The organism is Mycoplasma sp. 527, assembly GCF_053851595.1.
Genome location: NZ_JBSQAY010000002.1, coordinates 135659 through 155676, shown reverse-complemented (window position 1 = coordinate 155676; position 20018 = coordinate 135659). Strand labels below are relative to the sequence as shown.

General features: G+C 28.2%; 14 protein-coding genes. 7 read left to right on the top strand and 7 right to left on the bottom strand.

Going from position 1 to position 20018, the window contains the following annotated elements; all coding sequences use genetic code 4:
• Positions 1-44: 44 nt before the first annotated feature.
• The 5 genes from ACWXVQ_RS01620 to ACWXVQ_RS01600 form a co-directional block, all read right to left on the bottom strand.
• On the bottom strand, positions 45-1325 hold the full coding sequence (locus ACWXVQ_RS01620) for a hypothetical protein (protein WP_456013361.1): 1281 nt from the start codon (positions 1323-1325) through the stop codon (positions 45-47).
• A gap of 204 nt (positions 1326-1529) precedes the next feature.
• The gene (gene ftsH / locus ACWXVQ_RS01615) at positions 1530-3725 is read right to left on the bottom strand and encodes an ATP-dependent zinc metalloprotease FtsH (RefSeq protein WP_455965999.1); all 2196 of its coding nucleotides are present in this window, start codon (positions 3723-3725) and stop codon (positions 1530-1532) included.
• A 59-nt stretch (positions 3726-3784) separates the two neighbouring features.
• Positions 3785-4726 (bottom strand): tRNA lysidine(34) synthetase TilS, encoded by a 942-nt coding sequence (gene tilS, locus ACWXVQ_RS01610; protein WP_456013359.1) that lies wholly within the window; start codon positions 4724-4726, stop codon positions 3785-3787.
• The gene (gene pth / locus ACWXVQ_RS01605) at positions 4716-5270 is read right to left on the bottom strand and encodes an aminoacyl-tRNA hydrolase (protein WP_444704941.1); all 555 of its coding nucleotides are present in this window, start codon (positions 5268-5270) and stop codon (positions 4716-4718) included. The genes tilS and pth overlap by 11 nt, the downstream gene beginning before the upstream one ends.
• Positions 5271-5311: 41 nt before the next feature.
• The gene (locus ACWXVQ_RS01600; protein WP_456013357.1) at positions 5312-7588 is read right to left on the bottom strand and encodes an ATP-dependent DNA helicase; all 2277 of its coding nucleotides are present in this window, start codon (positions 7586-7588) and stop codon (positions 5312-5314) included.
• Positions 7589-7719: 131 nt separating this feature from the next.
• Between ACWXVQ_RS01600 and serS the strand changes: the two genes are divergently transcribed.
• Both serS and ACWXVQ_RS01590 read left to right on the top strand, forming a co-directional pair.
• Positions 7720-8985, top strand: a complete 1266-nt coding sequence (serS, locus tag ACWXVQ_RS01595; RefSeq protein ID WP_438340536.1) for a serine--tRNA ligase — start codon at positions 7720-7722, stop codon at positions 8983-8985.
• Between the two features lie 87 nt (positions 8986-9072).
• Positions 9073-9663 carry a hypothetical protein gene (locus ACWXVQ_RS01590; RefSeq protein ID WP_456013355.1) on the top strand — a complete coding sequence of 197 codons (591 nt, stop codon included), beginning with the start codon at positions 9073-9075 and terminating at the stop codon, positions 9661-9663.
• A gap of 69 nt (positions 9664-9732) precedes the next feature.
• Here ACWXVQ_RS01590 and pyk read toward each other — a convergent pair whose 3' ends face one another.
• Positions 9733-11154 carry a pyruvate kinase gene (gene pyk / locus ACWXVQ_RS01585; RefSeq protein WP_438340534.1) on the bottom strand — a complete coding sequence of 474 codons (1422 nt, stop codon included), beginning with the start codon at positions 11152-11154 and terminating at the stop codon, positions 9733-9735.
• 950 nt (positions 11155-12104) lie between these two features.
• On the opposite strand from pyk, the gene ACWXVQ_RS01580 reads away from it, so the two are divergent.
• From ACWXVQ_RS01580 to ACWXVQ_RS01560, 5 genes are all read left to right on the top strand, one after another.
• Positions 12105-13568, top strand: a complete 1464-nt coding sequence (locus ACWXVQ_RS01580; RefSeq protein ID WP_455965987.1) for a DUF1846 domain-containing protein — start codon at positions 12105-12107, stop codon at positions 13566-13568.
• Between the two features lie 9 nt (positions 13569-13577).
• Positions 13578-14762, top strand: a complete 1185-nt coding sequence (locus ACWXVQ_RS01575; RefSeq protein ID WP_456013353.1) for a phosphopentomutase — start codon at positions 13578-13580, stop codon at positions 14760-14762.
• A gap of 70 nt (positions 14763-14832) precedes the next feature.
• Positions 14833-16266: a proline--tRNA ligase gene (gene proS, locus ACWXVQ_RS01570; protein WP_456013351.1), complete on the top strand. Its 1434-nt coding sequence runs from the start codon at positions 14833-14835 to the stop codon at positions 16264-16266.
• Between the two features lie 17 nt (positions 16267-16283).
• Positions 16284-16586, top strand: coding sequence for a thioredoxin domain-containing protein (locus tag ACWXVQ_RS01565; protein ID WP_438340530.1), 303 nt, complete (start codon positions 16284-16286; stop codon positions 16584-16586).
• Between the two features lie 7 nt (positions 16587-16593).
• Complete coding sequence (locus tag ACWXVQ_RS01560) at positions 16594-17406, top strand: HAD family hydrolase (protein ID WP_444704933.1); 813 nt, start codon at positions 16594-16596, stop codon at positions 17404-17406.
• A gap of 116 nt (positions 17407-17522) precedes the next feature.
• Here ACWXVQ_RS01560 and ACWXVQ_RS01555 read toward each other — a convergent pair whose 3' ends face one another.
• Entirely contained in the window at positions 17523-19217 is a 1695-nt protein-coding gene (locus ACWXVQ_RS01555; RefSeq protein WP_456013349.1) for a hypothetical protein, read from the bottom strand.
• Between the last annotated feature and the right edge of the window lie 801 nt (positions 19218-20018).

Here is a 20018-nt window from a genome sequence, read left to right as displayed (position 1 = left end):
GACTAATAAAAATAGAGGAATTTTCCTCTATTTTTCTTTTTATTTTAAGCAATTTCTATTTCGGAAGAAACAACTTCATTGCCAATAATAGGAGCAGCGCCATTAATAAATTCAGCACCCTTGTATTTGATTATCAAAGTAAGTTTACCATCTTCTTTTTGTTTTGTCTCATAATCGAGTTTGCTGTTAATTCTAACTAGTCCTTTTTTATTAGTGAATGTAGGAACAGAAGGGTTTGCTAACTGGTAATTTTTTCCGTCTTTATTTCACTCAATATCGCTTTCAGATAACAATACATTGTCGGTTGATTTTACATCCCTCCAGTTAGGATGTTGATTTACTTCTGTATAAATAATTGCATGTGAGCTATATGAATATCACAAATCAATCTTTTTTTGTTTTAAATCATCCTTTAAGGTTGATTTCTTTGAATAATCATTATTTAATTTAAATTTACCTATAGTAGTCTTTATAAATTCATCAACAGATTTTACTTTTGGGTCTTCTAAAGGTTTTGCTATAGAAAACTTTATAGTAGAAGTATTAGAAATATCTGATATTGTATGATTTCCATTCTTATTAAATGTTGCTGCCTTGTATTCTACAACAACTTCAAATTCAATTAGTTTATTTTGTTTTTTATCATCTTCTTTTTCTTGTTTATTAATTATTTTATAATCTAATCTTGATTGTAACGCTTTTCCTTTTTTTCCTTCATATGTAGAATCTTTAGCATTAACAAGTTGTGTTCCATCAAATGTATCAGATGACTTTATACTAAAAATTACTTGTTGTGGCTTGCTTCAATTAGGATTCTTACCTTGTTGTGTTACAACTATATTTTTATCTTTTCTGCCATATCATAATCAAACTTCTTTATTTAATAATTTAGCACCATATTTAGTTTTATTTTCTTCGCTAACCTCAAAGATATCTTTTAATTTCTTAATTACTTGATTTTCTTTTTTTGTTTCATCAATAGGAGCGCTTGGATTATCGCCTGGTTTGTCATCTGGTTTAGGTGTTGGTTGTTGTTTGTTTTTTAATTTAATCTCATTAATTTCATTAATAAATGCATCCTTTATTTGTTTAATTTCTGCATCTGACTTCGCTTGTGCTAATAATTTTCTTGTCTTTGTAACACTTTGCGCTAATAAAACTTTTGTTTCAGCAGTTAAACTTTTATCCTCTTTGATAGTTTTATTAACATTTTCAATTTCTTTTTCTAATAATTGTTTTTCAGAATTAGAGCACGAAACTGCTAAAACAGGAACAATTCCGATACTTGTTAAGGGCAATAATATTTTTAATAAACTCTTCTTCATAATCTTTTCTTCCTTTGCGTGTTTAATTTACATTATCTATACAGTAATTTATAATTAACTAAATTATAATATATAACAATTACATAAACAAATTAAAGCTAAAAAAGACACTTAATATAACACATATGACAAATTATTAAATTAAAATCCCAAAAGACACCATGTTATTGTCTATTGGGATTTTAAATAAAAAGTTATTCAATTTTAATTATTATCATCATTTTCATCATTACCAGACAAATTATCATCCAATGGAACATCATGTTTTGCAAGTTCCTCTGCTAAGTCGTTTTTATATTTATCCTCAGTTATTTTTTTAGCTCCTGAAACTTCATTAAATAAATTATTAAAATCAACTTCTGAATAATCTACTTTTAATTGTTCTTTTGTTTTGCTTAGCCCTTCTGGTAATTTCATATTTTCAGCAATATATTCAATTTCCTCAGCAACGATTGTTTCTTTAATAATAAGAGCATCTTTAATTAACTCTAATAAATCGCGATTCTCTGAAATAATTTTATGTGCTTCGCGTTCTGCTGTAAGAATAATTTTGCGAATTTGTTCATCAATTTCTTGGCCGACCTTGTTTGAAAAGGAAGCGTTTTTCATATAATCACGCCCTAAAAATGGATTTGATGTATCTTCCTCATACTTAATAGGACCTAAATCAGATAAACCTCATTCAGTAACCATTCTACGTGCAATAGATGTTGCCTTAGCAATATCATCACTAGCACCAGTTGACACATTTTCCTTTCCATAAATAATTGCCTCGGCGACACGGCCACCCATAAATGAAGTAATAATAGCAATTAATTCTGATTTTGAACGATTGTATTTTTCTTCCTCAGGCATCATTAAATTATATCCACCTGCCTGACCACGAGGGATAATGGTAATCTTTTGTACCTTATTGCCGCCTTTCATTTTAATTCCAACAACGGCATGACCCGCTTCATGATACGCAACTGCTATATTTTCTTTTTCAGAAATTGTTCTTGATTTCTTAGCAGGACCCGACATAACTCTATCAATAGCTTCATCAATTTGTTCTAAAGTAATAAATAGAGTTCTTTCTCTAACACTCAATAATGAAGCCTCATTAATTACATTTTCGAGTTGTGCACCCGAAAATCCAGGAGTTCTTCTAGCCAATTGTGAGAAACTAATTTTAGGATCAACTCTTTTTCCTCTCGCATGTAATATTAGGATTTGTTCTCTTTCTTTAATATCAGGAAGTCCGACAGTAATAGTTCTATCAAAACGACCAGGTCTTAATAAGGCAGGATCAAGAACATCTGTTCTGTTAGTTGCTGCCATAATTAAAATTCCACTATTTTCCTTAATGCCGTCCATTTCTACTAGCAATTGGTTAAGAGTTTGTTCTCTTTCATCATTTCCGCCACCAATTCCAGCGCCCCGCGATCTACCCACAGCATCCAATTCATCGATAAATATAATTGCAGGTGCATGTTTTCTTGCTTCTTCAAACATATCTCTAACACGTTTGGCCCCAAGACCAACAAACATTTCCACAAAATTCGAAGCAGAAATAAAGAAGAAAGGCACATTAGCTTCCCCTGCTGTAGCTTTTGCAATTAAGGTTTTACCAGTTCCTGGAGGGCCTCCAAGTAAAATACCTTTAGGGATTCTGGCACCCGCAGCATCATATTTATTAGGATTTTTTAAATAATCAACTAATTCTTTAACTTCTTCCTTAACTTCCTCATTTCCTGCTATATCTGAGAATTTTTTATTTGAATATACTCTTTGTGCTAATGATTTATTACCTATACCAAAATCACCGCCCAATCCTCTTCTTGACATTGATTTTAAGCTAAATACAATAGCAATAATAATAATTCCAAAGAAGATTACATTAATTGCTGGACTTATGTATTTTTCGAAGATGCCAGCCTGTGGAATTGGTGCTGAACTAAATGAGCCAGAAATACCACCACTTGTTGAAGTTATGGCACTAAGAGCTTCATAATATGTTTTAGTATTTGTTCATGAAATTAATGAAGATGGTAATTCCCTTTCTAATAATCCACTTAAGTTAATCGTAAATGAATAAGATGAAAAGGGATAAAATTTTCGACCAAGCAAAAATTGCAATTCATTCTGGGTTCCATTAACTGTAATATTTAAAGTATCAGAATAAGTATTTTCTAATCATTGCGAAACATAAAGACCATCAGTTTGACTTTTTGCTGTTTCTCTTACGACTTTTTCTAAAAAACCTAGATTCTCGTATTTGATTGAAGCAGCACGAATTTGATCAACTGCAATTAAAACAAGAACTATAAAGGCAACAATAGCAATAAAAATCCCAACTATTCCAAATAATCCAATTTTTTTCTTTTCTTTCGGTTGTGGAGAGTTATTTTTATTTCCCATATAAAACTCCTTTCTATAGTAATTTAATATAATTTATTAGCAAAATTATAAAATAAAAATTAATTTTTACAAATTTTTAGAGACGCTTGCTTCTTATAGATAATTACTTCATCATTAATTTTAAAACCTTTAAAATTTTTTTGGGACATAATAAACTTTTTAAATGAATTTAATTTATTTAATGAAATTTTAATATCCTTAACATTAGCGTGCAAATATTCAAATAAAATTTCATTAATATAGCAATGATCAAAGTTTAGAATTTTATAATTGTAATTAGATTCCCTAAACTTTTTAAATTCATTATTTACAAGATTTTGTTTTTCCTCTAATTCTTTATTCAAGAATTTTAATTTTAGAAATAATTCATCTTTTTGTAAGGAAGAACATTTTTTTAGTCCAATTCTAATTTTATTTCTAGTATATATAGGCAAATTATTTGTATAATCAATAGCATATGGAATCGCAAATTGATTACAGAATGCTAAAATTTCATCTTTATATCACAAATTAATCATCGGTCTAAAAATATTCATGTTATTAATTTTATTTAATGGCATTATTCCATATTGTTTTGGGTGTCTAAAAGTTTGCTCCTGAAATAAGAATGTTTCAAGACAATCATCCTTGTGATGCGCAAGAACTAAATAATTAGCCTTATATTTATCATAAATTTTTTTATAAAATGTATATCTTTGATCACGTGCTATTTTTTGAAAATTACCAACATGATCATTTGATTTTTCTATTGAAAAAATTTCGCATACTATGTTATTTTTATAGCAAAAATCTCGAACTATTTTTTCATCTTTTCACGAGTCCTCACGCTTATTATAATTAACACAAGCAACAATAATTTTTTGATTTTTCATAAGATTGAGCAGTCACATTGAATCAGGTCCACCACTAATGCCAAGGATAAAGGTTTCATCCAATGAAACAAGGTTATTAATAAATTCATTAAAAAATTTTTGTCTTAATTCAATTAACTTATTTTCCATAAATTTTACCTGAATAGTTATTCATAACATAACGAATATCATTACTAATAAATTGAATTAAGGCATCAGATGCTGCATCAATAACTTTTTCAATTACCAATGAATCACTATAACTAAATTTTCCTAAAACAAAGTTAATAGCGTTTTCCTTTCTACCGATCCCCACTTTTAAACGTTTAAAATCTTGGGTGCCTAGATGGTTTATAATGCTCTTAATGCCATTATGGCCTCCCGAAGAACCTGATTGTCTAATAGTAACTTTGCCAAGTTCGGTATCCATATCATCATAAACGACAATGATATCGTCGATCATTATTTCAAAATAATCGCAAATTGCTTTAATAAATTCGCCACTATTATTCATATATGTCAAGGGTTTAGCTAAAATTATTTCACTATCCTTATAAAAAATTCCATTAAACTTTTTTTCCTTTAGGGGACATTCTAATTTCTCAGCAAGTTTGTCAATAACCATGAAACCTACATTATGTCTTGTTCTTTCATACTCAACACCTGGGTTTCCCAATCCAACAATTAATTTCATAATTTCTCCTTAAATAATTAAAAATTAAAACAAAATATTTGTTATTTATGATTTTTCATTCATAGATATTGAATATTAGTAATTCTTTTCGAATCATCATCATTTGCAATACCAAATTCTAGCGCACTTTTTTCGCCTATAATAACACTATATTGCTTTGCTCTTGTTATTGCCGTATATATTAATTTTTTACTTAATAATTTTTTGGCTTCTGAGAATAAAATTACAATTACGGCCTTGCACTCACTACCTTGATATTTGTGAACACTTGTACAATAGGCTGAATAGGTATTTTCAAAAAAATAGGCTCTCGGTAAGGTAACCACTTTGTCATCACTATCAAATTCAATGGAAATGTGTGATAAAATGGGTTCCTTTTTTGTTGTTGATTTAGCATATATAAATTTCGAAATATAACCTATTTCGCCATTAAAAACCTTCAATTTAGAATCATTAACTAGGTTGATAATTTTATCATTAATTGCTAATGTTCTTTCACGATATTTAGCGACTTCAGGTTTTTCTTTATTTCTAAAATAACTAATAAGAGCCTCATTAACTTCATCAATACCAGTTTCATAACGATATATTGGACTAAGAATAGCTATGTCTTTTTTTGTATAGCCTTGAGCTAATAATTCTTCAATCTTCTTAATTAATTTATTTTTAAGTTCAAGGCGATTTGTTGGATAAAATTCAGAATTTTTTGATTCAAAATCCGGAAATACCCCTTCATTTATTTTTAAAGCATCTTTAACAATATCAAAGTTTCCAGATTGACGATATATATTAGTTAAAATAATAGTTTTAAAAATATTATTCTCAATAAAATCTTTAATTAAGTAGCCACTGCCGATGGCCGGCAATTGATCCTTGTCACCAACTAAGATAATTTTAGCTAATGTATATTTTGATATACCTTTTAAAAGATTATAAAATAAATCCAATGACACCATTGAAAACTCATCAATAATTAAAATACTAATATCAGAGGTTGAATCTTCATTAGTAAAAAATCTGTTACTTTCTTGATCTCAACGCAAAAAACTATGAATAGTTTGGGCCTTCATATTTTCTTGCTTTATATTAATATTAATTGTTGCTCGACCAGTCGGAGTTAAAATTGCTATATCGTTATGATCATATTTTTTAGCTAATTGGTCAATAATTTCATTAGTTATTAATGTTTTACCAGTCCCGGGATTGCCAGTAATTAATACTAAATTCTCAGTTAAAGCCGATTTAATAGCTGTGACTTGTTGTGCATCAAAAATCGATGGAATATTTAAAATATTAGGCTCTTCGTAATTTGATTTCTTTAATATATATGAAAGACGCTTTACAACATATTCTTCTTTATAGATTGTATCGCGAGTAGTATAGTACTCACCATCAATGTATTTTAAAGAAATAAGCAATCTTTTTTCTAATAATTGGGCAACTGTCTCATCAAAATGTTTTTTAATACTATTAAAAATTTCATTATTAAAAATAATACATAGGGTTTTATAAAATTTATCTACTTTAATTCGCGTATTACCAGAATTAAAAAAATATTCTTCCACAAATGCGTATAAATAAGTTGCGTTTTTTTGAACTAACGATGTAGGATTAAATTCAATTGCAATCTTATCAATATCAGATATCTTAATATTTTCATATTCTTCAAGGTCAAAATAAAAATCGTATAAATTATCAAAATACTCATCTAAAAAACTTTTAAGGCTACTAAATTTCTTTAAAATTAACCTGCTTGTTGCCTTTGAAACATTAATCTTAAAAAGGTGTGATATATCAATTAAATATTGAAAGTTATTTTTTATTATTTCCACAAGTCTTTTTCAATCTTCCGCAGTAATACCAAATGTTTGGCCATAAAGCTTTTTATCGTCATAAATTTTTTGAAAAACATCTTCTCCTAAATCTCTTATTAATGTATTAAACTTAACATTTTTTAATTCATTAAATAGCTCTAATTTAAAAACTTGACTTAAATATTCATTTTTTTCCTCAATTAGAAGCTCAGATGTAACTTTTTTAAAGGGGATTTGGGAATCGATCAAATAACTATCATTATATTTTGAAAGGTTATTTTTAATTACGCTTATTTCATATTTTTTTTCGTGAATTTCAATTTTTAATTCGTCAAATAAATGATCATAAAAAGTTATGGTTATTGAATTATAGGAATTTAAGATTATGGGATTTTTTTTATCATTTTCTAAAACTTTAAAAGCCACAATTGCTGTACGCTGATCTCTTGATCTCCATAACACTTTTTCAAATGTTCCAGTTACTATAAAATTCTGTTTAAGCATATCTTTTTAATTGTAGCACAATCATACTTTTTTATGACCTATTTAAGGATATGCAAATTAAAGTTAATAACAACCATACTTTATTAAAAAAGTATAAAATTATTGATAGTTTAATTCAGGGAGTTTAAAATATGATTGATCTAAAATATCTTTTAAAAAATAAGGAAGAAGTAATTAAAAAACTTGCTAACAGAAATTTTGACCATTTAGCACTTGATAAAATTTATGAACTTGGTGACAAAAGAAATTCATTGATTCATAATTTAGAAGGTCTTCAGGCCAAAAGAAATAAACTAAGCGAAGAAATAGGAATCAAAAAAAGAAATAACCAAGATTATAACTTGCTAATGCTAGAAGTAAATGAAGCCAAAAAACAAATTGAATCAATCGAATCTGAAACAAATCAAATTGTCAAAGAAGTAAATAAGTTATTATTACAAATACCTAATATCCCGTATGATGACGTACCAATAGGATTAAGCGATGAGGATAATGTTTGCATTGGCGAATATGCTAACCTTGGACGTGGATTAGTTAAAAATGTCTTGCCGCATTATGAAATCGCAACTAAGCTTGATATTGTGGATTTCCAAAGAGCCGTTAAACTTTCAAAATCACGCTTTGCACTTTATAAAAACGATGGGGCTAGATTAATTAGGGCGCTTGAAAATTTCATGTTAGATACACATATAAAAAATGGATATAAAGAAATTATGCCAATGCACCTAGTTAATTCAAATATGCTTTATGGCACAGGACAACTCCCAAAATTTGGCGAAGATCTTTTTAAGGTCGAAAATAGTGACTTATGGCTGATACCAACTGCTGAAGTTCCAGTCACCAATTTGCATTACGATGAAATATTAAATCTTGAAAATCCTATCAAATATGTCGCGTATACTAAATGCTTTAGATCTGAAGCTGGGAGTGGTGGAAAAGATACAAAAGGTTTAATTAGACAACACGAATTTCACAAAGTTGAACTAGTTAAATTTGTTAAACAAGAAGACGGTTTATTGGAATGACAAAAAACGGTCAATGATGCAAAAAGCATTTTAGAATTACTAGAAATACCTTTTAGAGAGCTTATATTATCAACAGGTGATACGGGATTTGGGTCAGCTAAAACAATTGACCTTGAGTTGTGAATTCCTTCTGAGCAGAGATATCGCGAAACTAGTTCAATTTCAATTTATAAGGATTTTCAAGCAATTAGAGCAAAAATTAGATATAGAACTAAAGAGGGAAAAACTAAATATGCATACACAATAAATGGTTCTGGTTTGGCCATTGATAGAGTTGTTGCTGCTATCTTAGAAAATTATCAAAATGAAGACGGTTCGATAACTGTTCCAAAAGTTTTAGTTCCATATATGAATAAAGAAATAATAAGATAAATAACGTTTAATATTTTTAACAACTAAATGTTATTAAGAAATCAAATTATAAATTCTTTATTATTCTAAAAATGGGGAAGAATAAATATGCAACCAGAGAAAAACGAAAATATTCAAAATGAAAATGTGTTATATGAGGAATCAAAAAATTTGTTAAAAAAACTTAATGAGCCGTTAAATTCCTATGAAGATTTCACTAAAATTTTCTCGATTGAGGAAATAAATAAGAAACAACATGATGATTTTTGCAAACTATATGACGGGGAAGAAGAATATAACCAAGAATGAGGCCACACATTTTTCTGTTATTACTACTATCTTAGTAAACATAAAATTATTGACTCAATAAAAAGAGATTTCTTCCTAACAAAGTCAGAATCAGAAGAAAAATTATATAGTTTAACTACCTTAGAAATTCTTGACAAATTGCCAAATATGATTCTTTTTTTGGATAGAAAAATTCTTGCTAATAAATATATTTGGCTAGACACCAAAATAGGCGAAATTCTATACTCAATGTATGGTGAAACAACATTTGGTTTTTTAGATAAATATTTTGAAACAAATGAAAGAATTACATTTAACCCTTTTTCATACATCATAAATCAAGAAATTTCTAAGCAACTAAAAAAGTTGAGAAATACATATAAGCTTGACAAAAAAATATGATCTAAATAAATAGATTAAAATTGTTTAAATTAAAACCGCATGCCTAACGTTGCGGTTTTTTATTAATAAAAATAACTTTTAGAACTCATGTGAAGTAATATTTAAACTATCCACAACAATAAATTTATCACCTTTTTTAGCGCCATATTCCTCTAAAACTTGACGTCCAGCATCGTGATTATATTTTATTAAAGATCTTACAGCTTCTGAATGCTTTTCACAAAATACGCCTGCAGTTACTCCATAACTCCATACAAGTTTGTCGTCACTTACAACACCAATAATATGAGCATTAGGACGATACTTAGCTACCTCTTTTAATAATTTACCACTATGTGATAAAACAATAGCAAACTTATAATCGCCAGGTTGCAATATTGATGCTACTTCATAAGCAATTAGCATTCTTGAATTTTGATCATTAGCAACCTTTTGAATTTGTTTCTCATAGAATAATTCAGTAAAATATTCTTTTTCAGCTCTCTTCGCTATTTTGGCCATTGTTTTAACAGCTTCAACTGGATATTTTCCAGATGCGGATTCACCAGAAAGCATAGTTGCATCAGCACCTAATTCAACAGCGTAATAAACATCAGTAACTTCTGCTCTTGTTGGTAAAGGATTATTTTCCATTGAGTCAAGCATTTGTGTTGCAACGATAACATTCTTTCCTTGAATTCTTGCTGCACGAATAATTTTCTTTTCTCAATATGGAACGTCATAATAAGGTATTTCTAAACCTAAATCACCTCTAGCAATCATAATTCCATCAGATGCTCTAATTATTTCGTCAATATTGTTAATTGCCATTTGAGATTCAATTTTTGAAATTATTTGAATATGTTGTCCGTTATGCTCATCAAGAATTTTTCTTATTTGATTAACCTGTGCTGCATTATTAACAAATGATGCTGCTATATAGTCAACTTTATATTGAGTTCCTCAAATAATATCATTAATATCTTTTTCTGATAAAAATGGTAGAGAGAAATTAACGCCCGGAATATTAACTCTTTTATTTGTTTTTAATTTATGAGAATTTATAGTTTCAACAATAACTTCATTAGGTTTCACTTCTTTAACAATAGTTACCAATTTACCATCATCAATCAATACCTTATTACCTTCATTAACATCTAGGTCCATACGATATGAAACGGTAATAGTATTCTCATCTCCAATTAAATTTTCATATGATTTTTTATCTGTTCTAATAGTTAATTTATGTTTAGCAGGAATTAAGCAAACGCCATCTTGCATCTTACCAATTCTGATTTCTGGCCCTTTTGTATCCAACATCAATGAAATTGGTCTATCTATTTCTTTTGATATTTGTCTAGCAATGTCAAACTTTCTTTTATGATCGTCAATTGTACCATGTGAAAAATTTGCTCTAATGGTTGTAACACCAGCTTCAATTAAAGCTTTCATTGTTTCATAACTTTCACTTGAAGGTCCGACTGTAGCGACTATCTTAGTTCTTAGTTCATTAAATTTCATGTTATGCCTTTCGAAATTTTTTATATAATAAAATTTTACTCTTTATTTAAAACTTGTTTTTTTAAATAATGATAAAAATACCAAAATTACTTTCCTTTAAAGATTTTTTAATTTTACATTAGTTAAGATTTGACTGCAATAATAAATTAGCAAGATAAAAAATTATTTTTCTACTAATTTTAAGGACAAAATATATAAGGTAGATAAAAATCTACACAAAGATGGGAACAAACAAATAAGATTCAATTATTAACTTTTTGAAACACCAAAAAACTTATATGCTAAAATCAATTTTGTTTCTATATCTAAAGAATCTTTCTTTGCCAAAAACATATTTTTACAATAAAAATTGCACTAAAAAAACAATATATTTTAATTTTATAAATACAACTATAGTTTGAAAAAATATTTAAAAAACGAAATTTAAAAAATTAGTAATAACATATTAGGTTCTTTTTACTTCATATTATTTAAAAATTAAAATAAATAAATCTTTCTTTAAGAAGCATCAAAAAATTTTTTGCACTATAAATAGTAACGTCTATCATTTTATCTTAATAGTTTCACTGATGATGTGGCATTTTTTAAAGGTTTATTTACTACCTAAAAATCAAAAATGTATGAGGATTTATAGTCTTGGCGCCTTTGATAATGCAATTAAAAATAAGCATTCAACACGGTTAATTGCGGAATATAAATCATTTTTATATAACAAAGTTCAATGTAAAGAAGTAATTTAATTGTCAAAATTCCCCTTTATTAATTTTTTGTAATCATAATTTTTAAAAACTCATCTAAACTTTAAAAACTAATTATCATTATATAGTTTATGAAGCGTTGCGTTGTTTTCCTTTTAAAAGATGACTATTTGTAATTTCTTAATATCATAATATTAAATTGTTATAAAATTATTTAAGAATTAAAATAAATTTATATTTTAGGAAAAATTTATGGAAATTGGTTTTGATAATAACAAATATATTAATCTTCAATCTGATGAAATTAGGAAGAGAATTGATAAGTTTGGCAATAAATTATATGTTGAATTTGGTGGAAAACTATTCAATGACTTTCATGCCACAAGAGTTTTGCCAGGATTTAAACATGATGCAAAATTACAAATGCTGTTAAAACTTAAAGACGAAGTTGAAATAATGTTAGTAATTGCTGCCCAGGATATAAAAAACAGAAAAATAAGGTCTGACATTAATATTACATATGAAGAGGATATTTTTAGAATTATTAATAAATTTAAAAAATATGACCTTGAGGTTAAAAATGTTGTAATAACACAATATGAAGATTCTATTCAAATCAAGTCCTTTATTCATAGGCTAACTAAACGAAGGATTAATGTTGTTAAGCAATATCATATAAAAAACTATCCCCACGACATTGAACATATTGTATCTGAAAGCGGTTTTGGCAAAAATGACTACGCTATTACTAAAAAAAGAATCATTGTCGTAACGGCGCCAGGACCGGGATCTGGAAAATTAAGTGCAATACTTTCACAACTATATCACGACAATAAGAATAATATAAAATCTGGCTATGCTAAGTTTGAAACTTTTCCCATTTGAAATCTACAAGTAAATCATCCTACCAACCTAGCATATGAAGCAGCTACAGTAGATTTAAATGATATAAATATGGTCGACTCATTTCATTGGAACGCATATAAAATCAAAGCAACAAATTACAATCGAGATCTTGAAGCATTTCCAATATTAAATAATTTATTAACAAAAATATACAATACATCACTGTACAAATCGCCAACAGATATGGGTGTTAATATGGCAGGATTTTGTATTACCAACGATCAAGCAGTTACCATAGCCTCTCAAAAAGAAATAGTATGTAGGTATTATCAAACCAAAGTAAATTACCAACAAGATAAATGTCCAAAAGTCTATCTAAATAGATTAAATAAAATAATCAAAAATAACAATATTGACCCTAATATTATAGGATCAATAAAATTTGCAAATGAATACACCAATAAAAATAATGTAGTTTGCTCAGCTATTGAAATAAATTCTGGTCATGTTTTGTTAGGGAAAGAATCTAAGTTATTAAATTCTAATAGTGCTGTAGTTCTAAATGCCTTAAAGTACTTTGCAAAAATTGATTCAACAATTGACGTTCTAAATCCTGATGTCATAGAATTAGTTAAGGATTTAAAACAAAACTTACATTACAATCATCTATCACTTGATGTTAAAGAAACGCTTATGGCCCTTTCAATTAGTGCGCTAACATCTAAAATAGCTAAAAAAGCATATGATCAAATTAATAAACTTGCTGGTTTATATTTACATAGGACCACAATATCAAGCGAATCTGATAAAGAAATTTTAAAAAGTATGGATATATATTTAACCGAACAAGTTGAAGTAATAAAACATTAAGGAGAAATTATGAAATTTAATCGTATATTTTTTATTGTAACAGATGGTTTAGGAATTGGACCTGAGCCTCGTCAAGAAGAATTTGGTGACAAAGGTGCAAATAGCTTATTGCATGCCTCTGAAGCCTTACCACTAGAAATTCCAACATGAAAATCATTAGGTGTTACCGAAGTAGCCAAAATTGCAGGACATAATCAAAAAGTAAAAAAACCGCTTGCATATGTTGCAAAAATACATGAAATATCAAATGGAAAAGATACTCTAACCGGGCACTGAGAAATGATGGGAATTTATACAGAAGTTCCAAACCCTCAATTTACTCAAAAAGGCTTCCCTGATGATTTGGTAGATGAACTATCAAAAGCATTTGATGGAAGAAAAATTATTGGTAATAGAAACGCTTCTGGTACAGTTATTTTAGCTGAACTTGGTCATCAACATATGGAAAAGGGAGATATGATTATTTATACTTCTCCTGACTCGACTTTGCAAATTATTGGTGATGAAAAAACATTAGGTGTTGAAAAACTTACCGAATATGCAAAAAGAGCAAGAAAAATTTGTTCCTCAAAACCAGAATGGAATGTAGCAAGAGTTATATCGAGACCCTTCGTTTATGAAAACGGAAAATTTACAAGAACATTCAACAGACACGACTTTGCAAACAAACCAACAGGACACATTATTCTTGAGGACTTACAAAAAAAGAGCATTGAGGTTATTGCAATCGGAAAAATTAACGACATTTTTAGTGGTGTTGGTATTGATAAAGTGTACGGTCCTGCTTCTGATGATGAAAATATGGACATTGCTATCAATATCGCTGCATCTTCATCAAAGAATCAATTTATATTTGTGAACTTAGTCCAATTTGATAGCCACTATGGGCACCGAGAAGATCCAATTGGATATAGTCAAAATGTTTCAAGATTAGATATTAAACTAGCAAAACTAATTAATGCTATGAAAAAAGATGACTTATTAATTATGACTTCTGATCATGGCAATGACCCAACCTTTGGACCAGACCATACCAGGGAAGCTCTACCTTTAACAGTTTATTCAAAATCATTCGTGCATCCGAAAGTTTTAGGGTCGCTAAGAGGATTAGGAACAGCCGGTAATATTGTTGCTAGAAACTTTGATATTCCTACTGTAGCAACCGGCGATGATATTTTTGATGATTTAATATAACGGCCTATCTTGGCTGTTTTTATTTATAAATAAAAATATAAAAACAAAAAAAACTATAAAATTATAAATTGTGAAAAAACTAGAAAAAATTACAACTCAAAAAGAGAATTTTGCAAAGTGGTATACCGATGTCATACAAAATGGCGACTTAATGGCTTATGGCTCTTCGAAAGGTTCGATCATATTCAAACCATTATCATTTGGAATTTGAGATAATATTCGCCTTATCCTTGACAAAAAATTTAAGACCTTGGGTGTTCAAAATGTCAATCTACCTCTTTTGATTCCAGAAAGTTTATTAGCAAAGGAAAAAAATCATATTGCAGGTTTCAATCCAGAATTAGCAACAATCACTGAAGTTGGTGGAAAGAAACTTAATGAAAAATTCTATATAAGACCAACAAGTGAAGTTTTATTCGGCGATTTCTTTAAAAACGAAGTTGAATCATACAATGATTTACCTTTAATTTACAATCAATGAGTCAATGTCCTTAGATGGGAAAAAACAACAAATCCTTTTTTGAGAACAAGAGAATTTTTATGACAGGAAGGTCATACACTACACTCTAATTCACAAGAAGCACAGGAACTAACTAAGAAAATGTTAGATGTATACACCAACTTTATTGAAGAATATCTAGCAATACCTGTTGTTAAGGGACAAAAAACCGAACATGAAAAATTTGCCGGCGCCAATTATACTTTTACTGTTGAAGCAATGATGAAGGATGGCAAAGCATTACAAGCCGGAACAAGTCATTATTTGGGCCAAAATTTCACAAAAGCATTTGATATCACATTCAAAAATAAGGAAAACAAACTCGAAAATGCTTATGGAACATCATGAGGTGTTTCGACAAGATTGCTAGGCGCGTTAATAATGACTCATGGCGATGATAGAGGAATTATTATTCCACCTAAAATTGCTCAAATAAAAGTCGACATTCTTGAATTATTTGCCTCGAAAGATCCAAGAGTGGCACGAGTTGCTGAACAAATTCATAAAAAACTAAATGAATTAAATATAGAATCAAAAATAGATAAAACTAATAAAAGTGCAGGGTATAAGGCTGCCAATTCCGAAATTCATGGTACACCTTTAAGAATTGAAATAGGGCCTCGAGATCTAAATGAAAATAAGGTTACACTTGTCAGAAGAGATACACTCGAAAAGATTAGTGTCTTTATTGATGAAGCAATAAATAAAACTCAAATGTTATTGGCTGATATACAAAATAACCTATTAAGTGAAGCAAAAAAGAGATTAACTAACAATATAAGAGTAGCCTCAAACTATACAGAATTCAAGAAACTGATTGAAGATGGGTATTGAGTTATAACTAAATTTAATGGCAACGGCGATGATGAAGATAAAATCAAGGAAGAAACCGGAGCTTCAACACGTTGCATACCTTTTAATGTCAATATATTGCCAGAGTATGAAAATTGTTTCTATACAAACAAAAAAACTGATAAAGTTGTTATTTTTGCTAGAGCATACTAAATGAACGGAGATTAAATATGTACAAGAAATTACTACAAAACGAATTAAACGACGATCACTTGACAGGCAAAGCGATTTTGGCTTTTAGAGCGGTTTGATGTCCACCATGCCAAATGATAGGCCCAGAAATCCAACGTTTAGGCACAGAAAATGAAGGAATTAATGTTTTTGACTTTGATATTGATCAAAATCGTGATTTTGCACGTGAAATGAACGTATCAAGCATACCTTCATTGTTCTTCTATGTTGATGGAAAATTAATTAATACTTCACAAGGATATATGCCTGCTGAAGAATTAATTAAAAAATTTAACAACTAAATAAAATATGATTAATTTTAAACCAAAAGCCTATTTTACAGACTTAGATGGTACATTATTAGATTTACCTAAAACAAAAGAAGGACTAAGTAAAGAAAATTTTGAAATAGTTAAAAGCAAAAACGACTCGGGAATACCTTTCATCATTGCCACTGGACGTTACGCATCAGATTTTGTTCTTAATTTAGCTAAACAAACAAATTCGCCATATGTAATATGTCAAAATGGTGGTTTGATTGTTGATTCAAATGGTGAAACCATATTAAAAAACGAAATTCAAAAAGACACTGTAATGTCTATTGTTGAAATTCTAAAAGAAAAAAAATTATTTTTCATTTTCAATAGTGGTAACACAATCTACGGTACATCCTCTAAACTAAAGTTATTCAGACCTTGAATTAAAAATTTAATTCAAAAAACTTATGATGATATTCCTCATATTACTAATGCCACAAAAATCATTACCTTTGGCGGAAGCAGAAAATATATAAGAATGTTAGCAGAAGAATTGGCCAAGAAATTCAGAAACCTTTCACTTCATATTGTTTCAAAGGGTTATGCGATTGAAATTAATGACATAAACGCAGGAAAAGGAAAAGCAATAGATTATGTCTGCAGACTTCTTGATATTAATCCAATTGAAACTGTACATTTTGGAGACTCAGGTAATGACACTTCAACAATCCCTTATGTAGGGGCATTTATCGCTATGAATAATGCGTTAAAAAACATTAAAATTCAAGCCAAATGAGTAGCTGGCTCTTATAAAAAATCTGGGGTTGCTAAGGCTGTAAAAAAGATCGAAGGTAATAATAACTAATTTTATATTTATTAATAAAAACAAAAATAAGTCACAACCTTTTTTAATGGGTTGTGCCTTATTTTTTTGATTGTTTCTAGCAAACTAATACAATGGTGATATTAAATCCCATAATTTTAAGCAATATTTTTAATAAAATCCTCAAAATCTAAATTGTAATGATTTGTTAAATCTAAAATTTTATCTTCAAAATAAATTTCAAGACTGTTTTGCGATTCAAGAAGGGTTTTATCTGTATCGATATCTTTTATAAATGTTTGAAGATAATAATTCGTTATTTCTTTTGTTTTAGTTTCAATATTTAAATCTTTAAATGCATTAGTCAAATCATTTTTAAAATTATTCACTAATTCATCAATTTTTCCAAGCAAATCAATTCTAGTTTTTACGGTTTGATAATTAGCATCAGTCGAAAGGAATTTATCTAATAAAATATTAACAACATCATGATATGAATTTATTTCGATTGGATATAATAAAAACTTTTCATAATATTCTTTACCAAGGCTACCCTTTTGAACCTTGTCCTTATAAACGTCTATTAATTTATTGGCAGATAATAAAAAGTCAATCAATTGTTTATTAAATGTTTCCCTTTTTTCCCATCACAAATCATGTAAATCATAAAATTTTTGCAATTTAGGCATATCAATATTTAAATTATCATCATATAAACCGTATCTTTGTATTCTTAACTCTAGTTGTAAGTCTAAAAACGCTTTTTCTAGTTCATCAAAAAACATTGTTTGAGGTGTATATGGTTTTTGATATTTTTCTTCGATATTTTCTTGAGAAGTTAAAGGATTAGTAAAGTTATAAACATAATTGTTTCTATTAAAATGGGTATATAAAAGTGTTAAAAATCTTTTTAATAAAGGTGTATCAAGATTTTTAACTAATTGTCTATTAATAATAAATTTTTCATAATTTCAATAAAGTCCTTTGTCGTTATAATCCTTTTCTAGAACTTTTTTTAATTTATCATTAAAAACAAAAACATTTTTAAGTTCGTTAGGATAAAGTGGGGATGGGTCATTAGGATTATAAAAGTGCTGGCTGATTTGTTGTCTGACACCTTGCTCATATCTTTCTATAAATGCTTCGGTATTATAATAATGTCTCAATCCCGCTTTTTTAACTTCTTCAACATCTTTTAGATAAATTGGCAATATTTGATTCTTAAAAATATTATTTAAGTATTCTGCCTTATAATAGCCGTCTGAGATTTTGAATTTTTCATCATTAAATTCTGAATTATCATTAAGAAATTTGCTAAATCTATAGTCACTTTGGTAGTAATCTTTATATTTTTCTTTAAAGTAATTATATTGTTCATTAAGTTCCTTAACATCGTAATTAAGAGCAAAAAATTTTAAGGTTGGTTTATCCTCGCCTTTGTACTTATATTTTAGTAGAATGTATAATTCAGCACTAGGATCGTTAATAATATATTTTTCGTCTTTTAATTGTTTAATGAAATTTTTATCAACAACCTTGATCTCGTTATATTCTAACTCATCCTTATTTGTTATTTTTAAAACCTTAGTATTATCTTTTAAATCTTTAAATAATTCTGGTTGAAATGGAACTTCTTCTTTTAAAACCACACTATTTTGTCTATCCATTGAAGGTTTAGTTTCTTTCGCTGGTAGCACAGTTTCTTTCTTCATTTGATAGGATTGACCTATCCTAATTCCGCCTAGCAAAGCGCCAACAACAACGCCCGTTCCAAAAATAAGCGGAAGTGCAATAGCTAATGCTTTCCTTTTTTTATTTTTTCTTTCTTCTTGCGAAACATTTCCATCTTGCATATATATTCTCCTTTTCATTTTTATTAGCAATTTATATTAATATTTGATATTCGAAAATAAAATAACGCTTATTTTTTAAACGAATCTACAAACTTATTCTTTTATTTACTAATGGATTTTTCTATCTAGTTTTTACCGATAGATATGCGAAAATTTTAAATTATTTTTTATGCTTTTTGAAAAAAAAAAAAAATAGCGAAAACATAAAAAATAAAATTTTTAAACCTTAAAACTATGCTTTTAAACTTTTTTTTAAAATTTAATTCTTGTTTTTTACATTTTTATAATTTTTCTCTTGTGTAAAATTCTTTTAAATTTTTAAAAAATTCGATTTTTTTCATAATTAATTCCTTTTAATAACAAAAATCTAGACATTAATTTGTCTAGATTTTTAAACTTCATATATCAATATAGGTTTATTTTTTATAAAAAAATTAATATCTTAAAGCAGCAAAAATTATAATGTCTTATTTTAAAAATCCGCGTTCATACTACACATCGTTATTTTCTTCTATATTTTTTGCACTAGCATTTTTTTATATCAATAGTAATGCTCTATCACAAATATGAGAATCCTGGCAATTGTAAAAAGCGGTAATATAAATAAGGGCAACATAAAAGCGTCTCATTATGCATATCCATCTTGCAATAAATGCAATCCCGATCAACAAAATAGGTGGTCACAACCCAAATATAATATTTTTCCATTAAAACAATTGTTTATGCCATTTTTTAAAATTATTAATTCTTTATTTTGCTCAATATTTATCATTAACCCCCACTAATATATTGATTATCTAC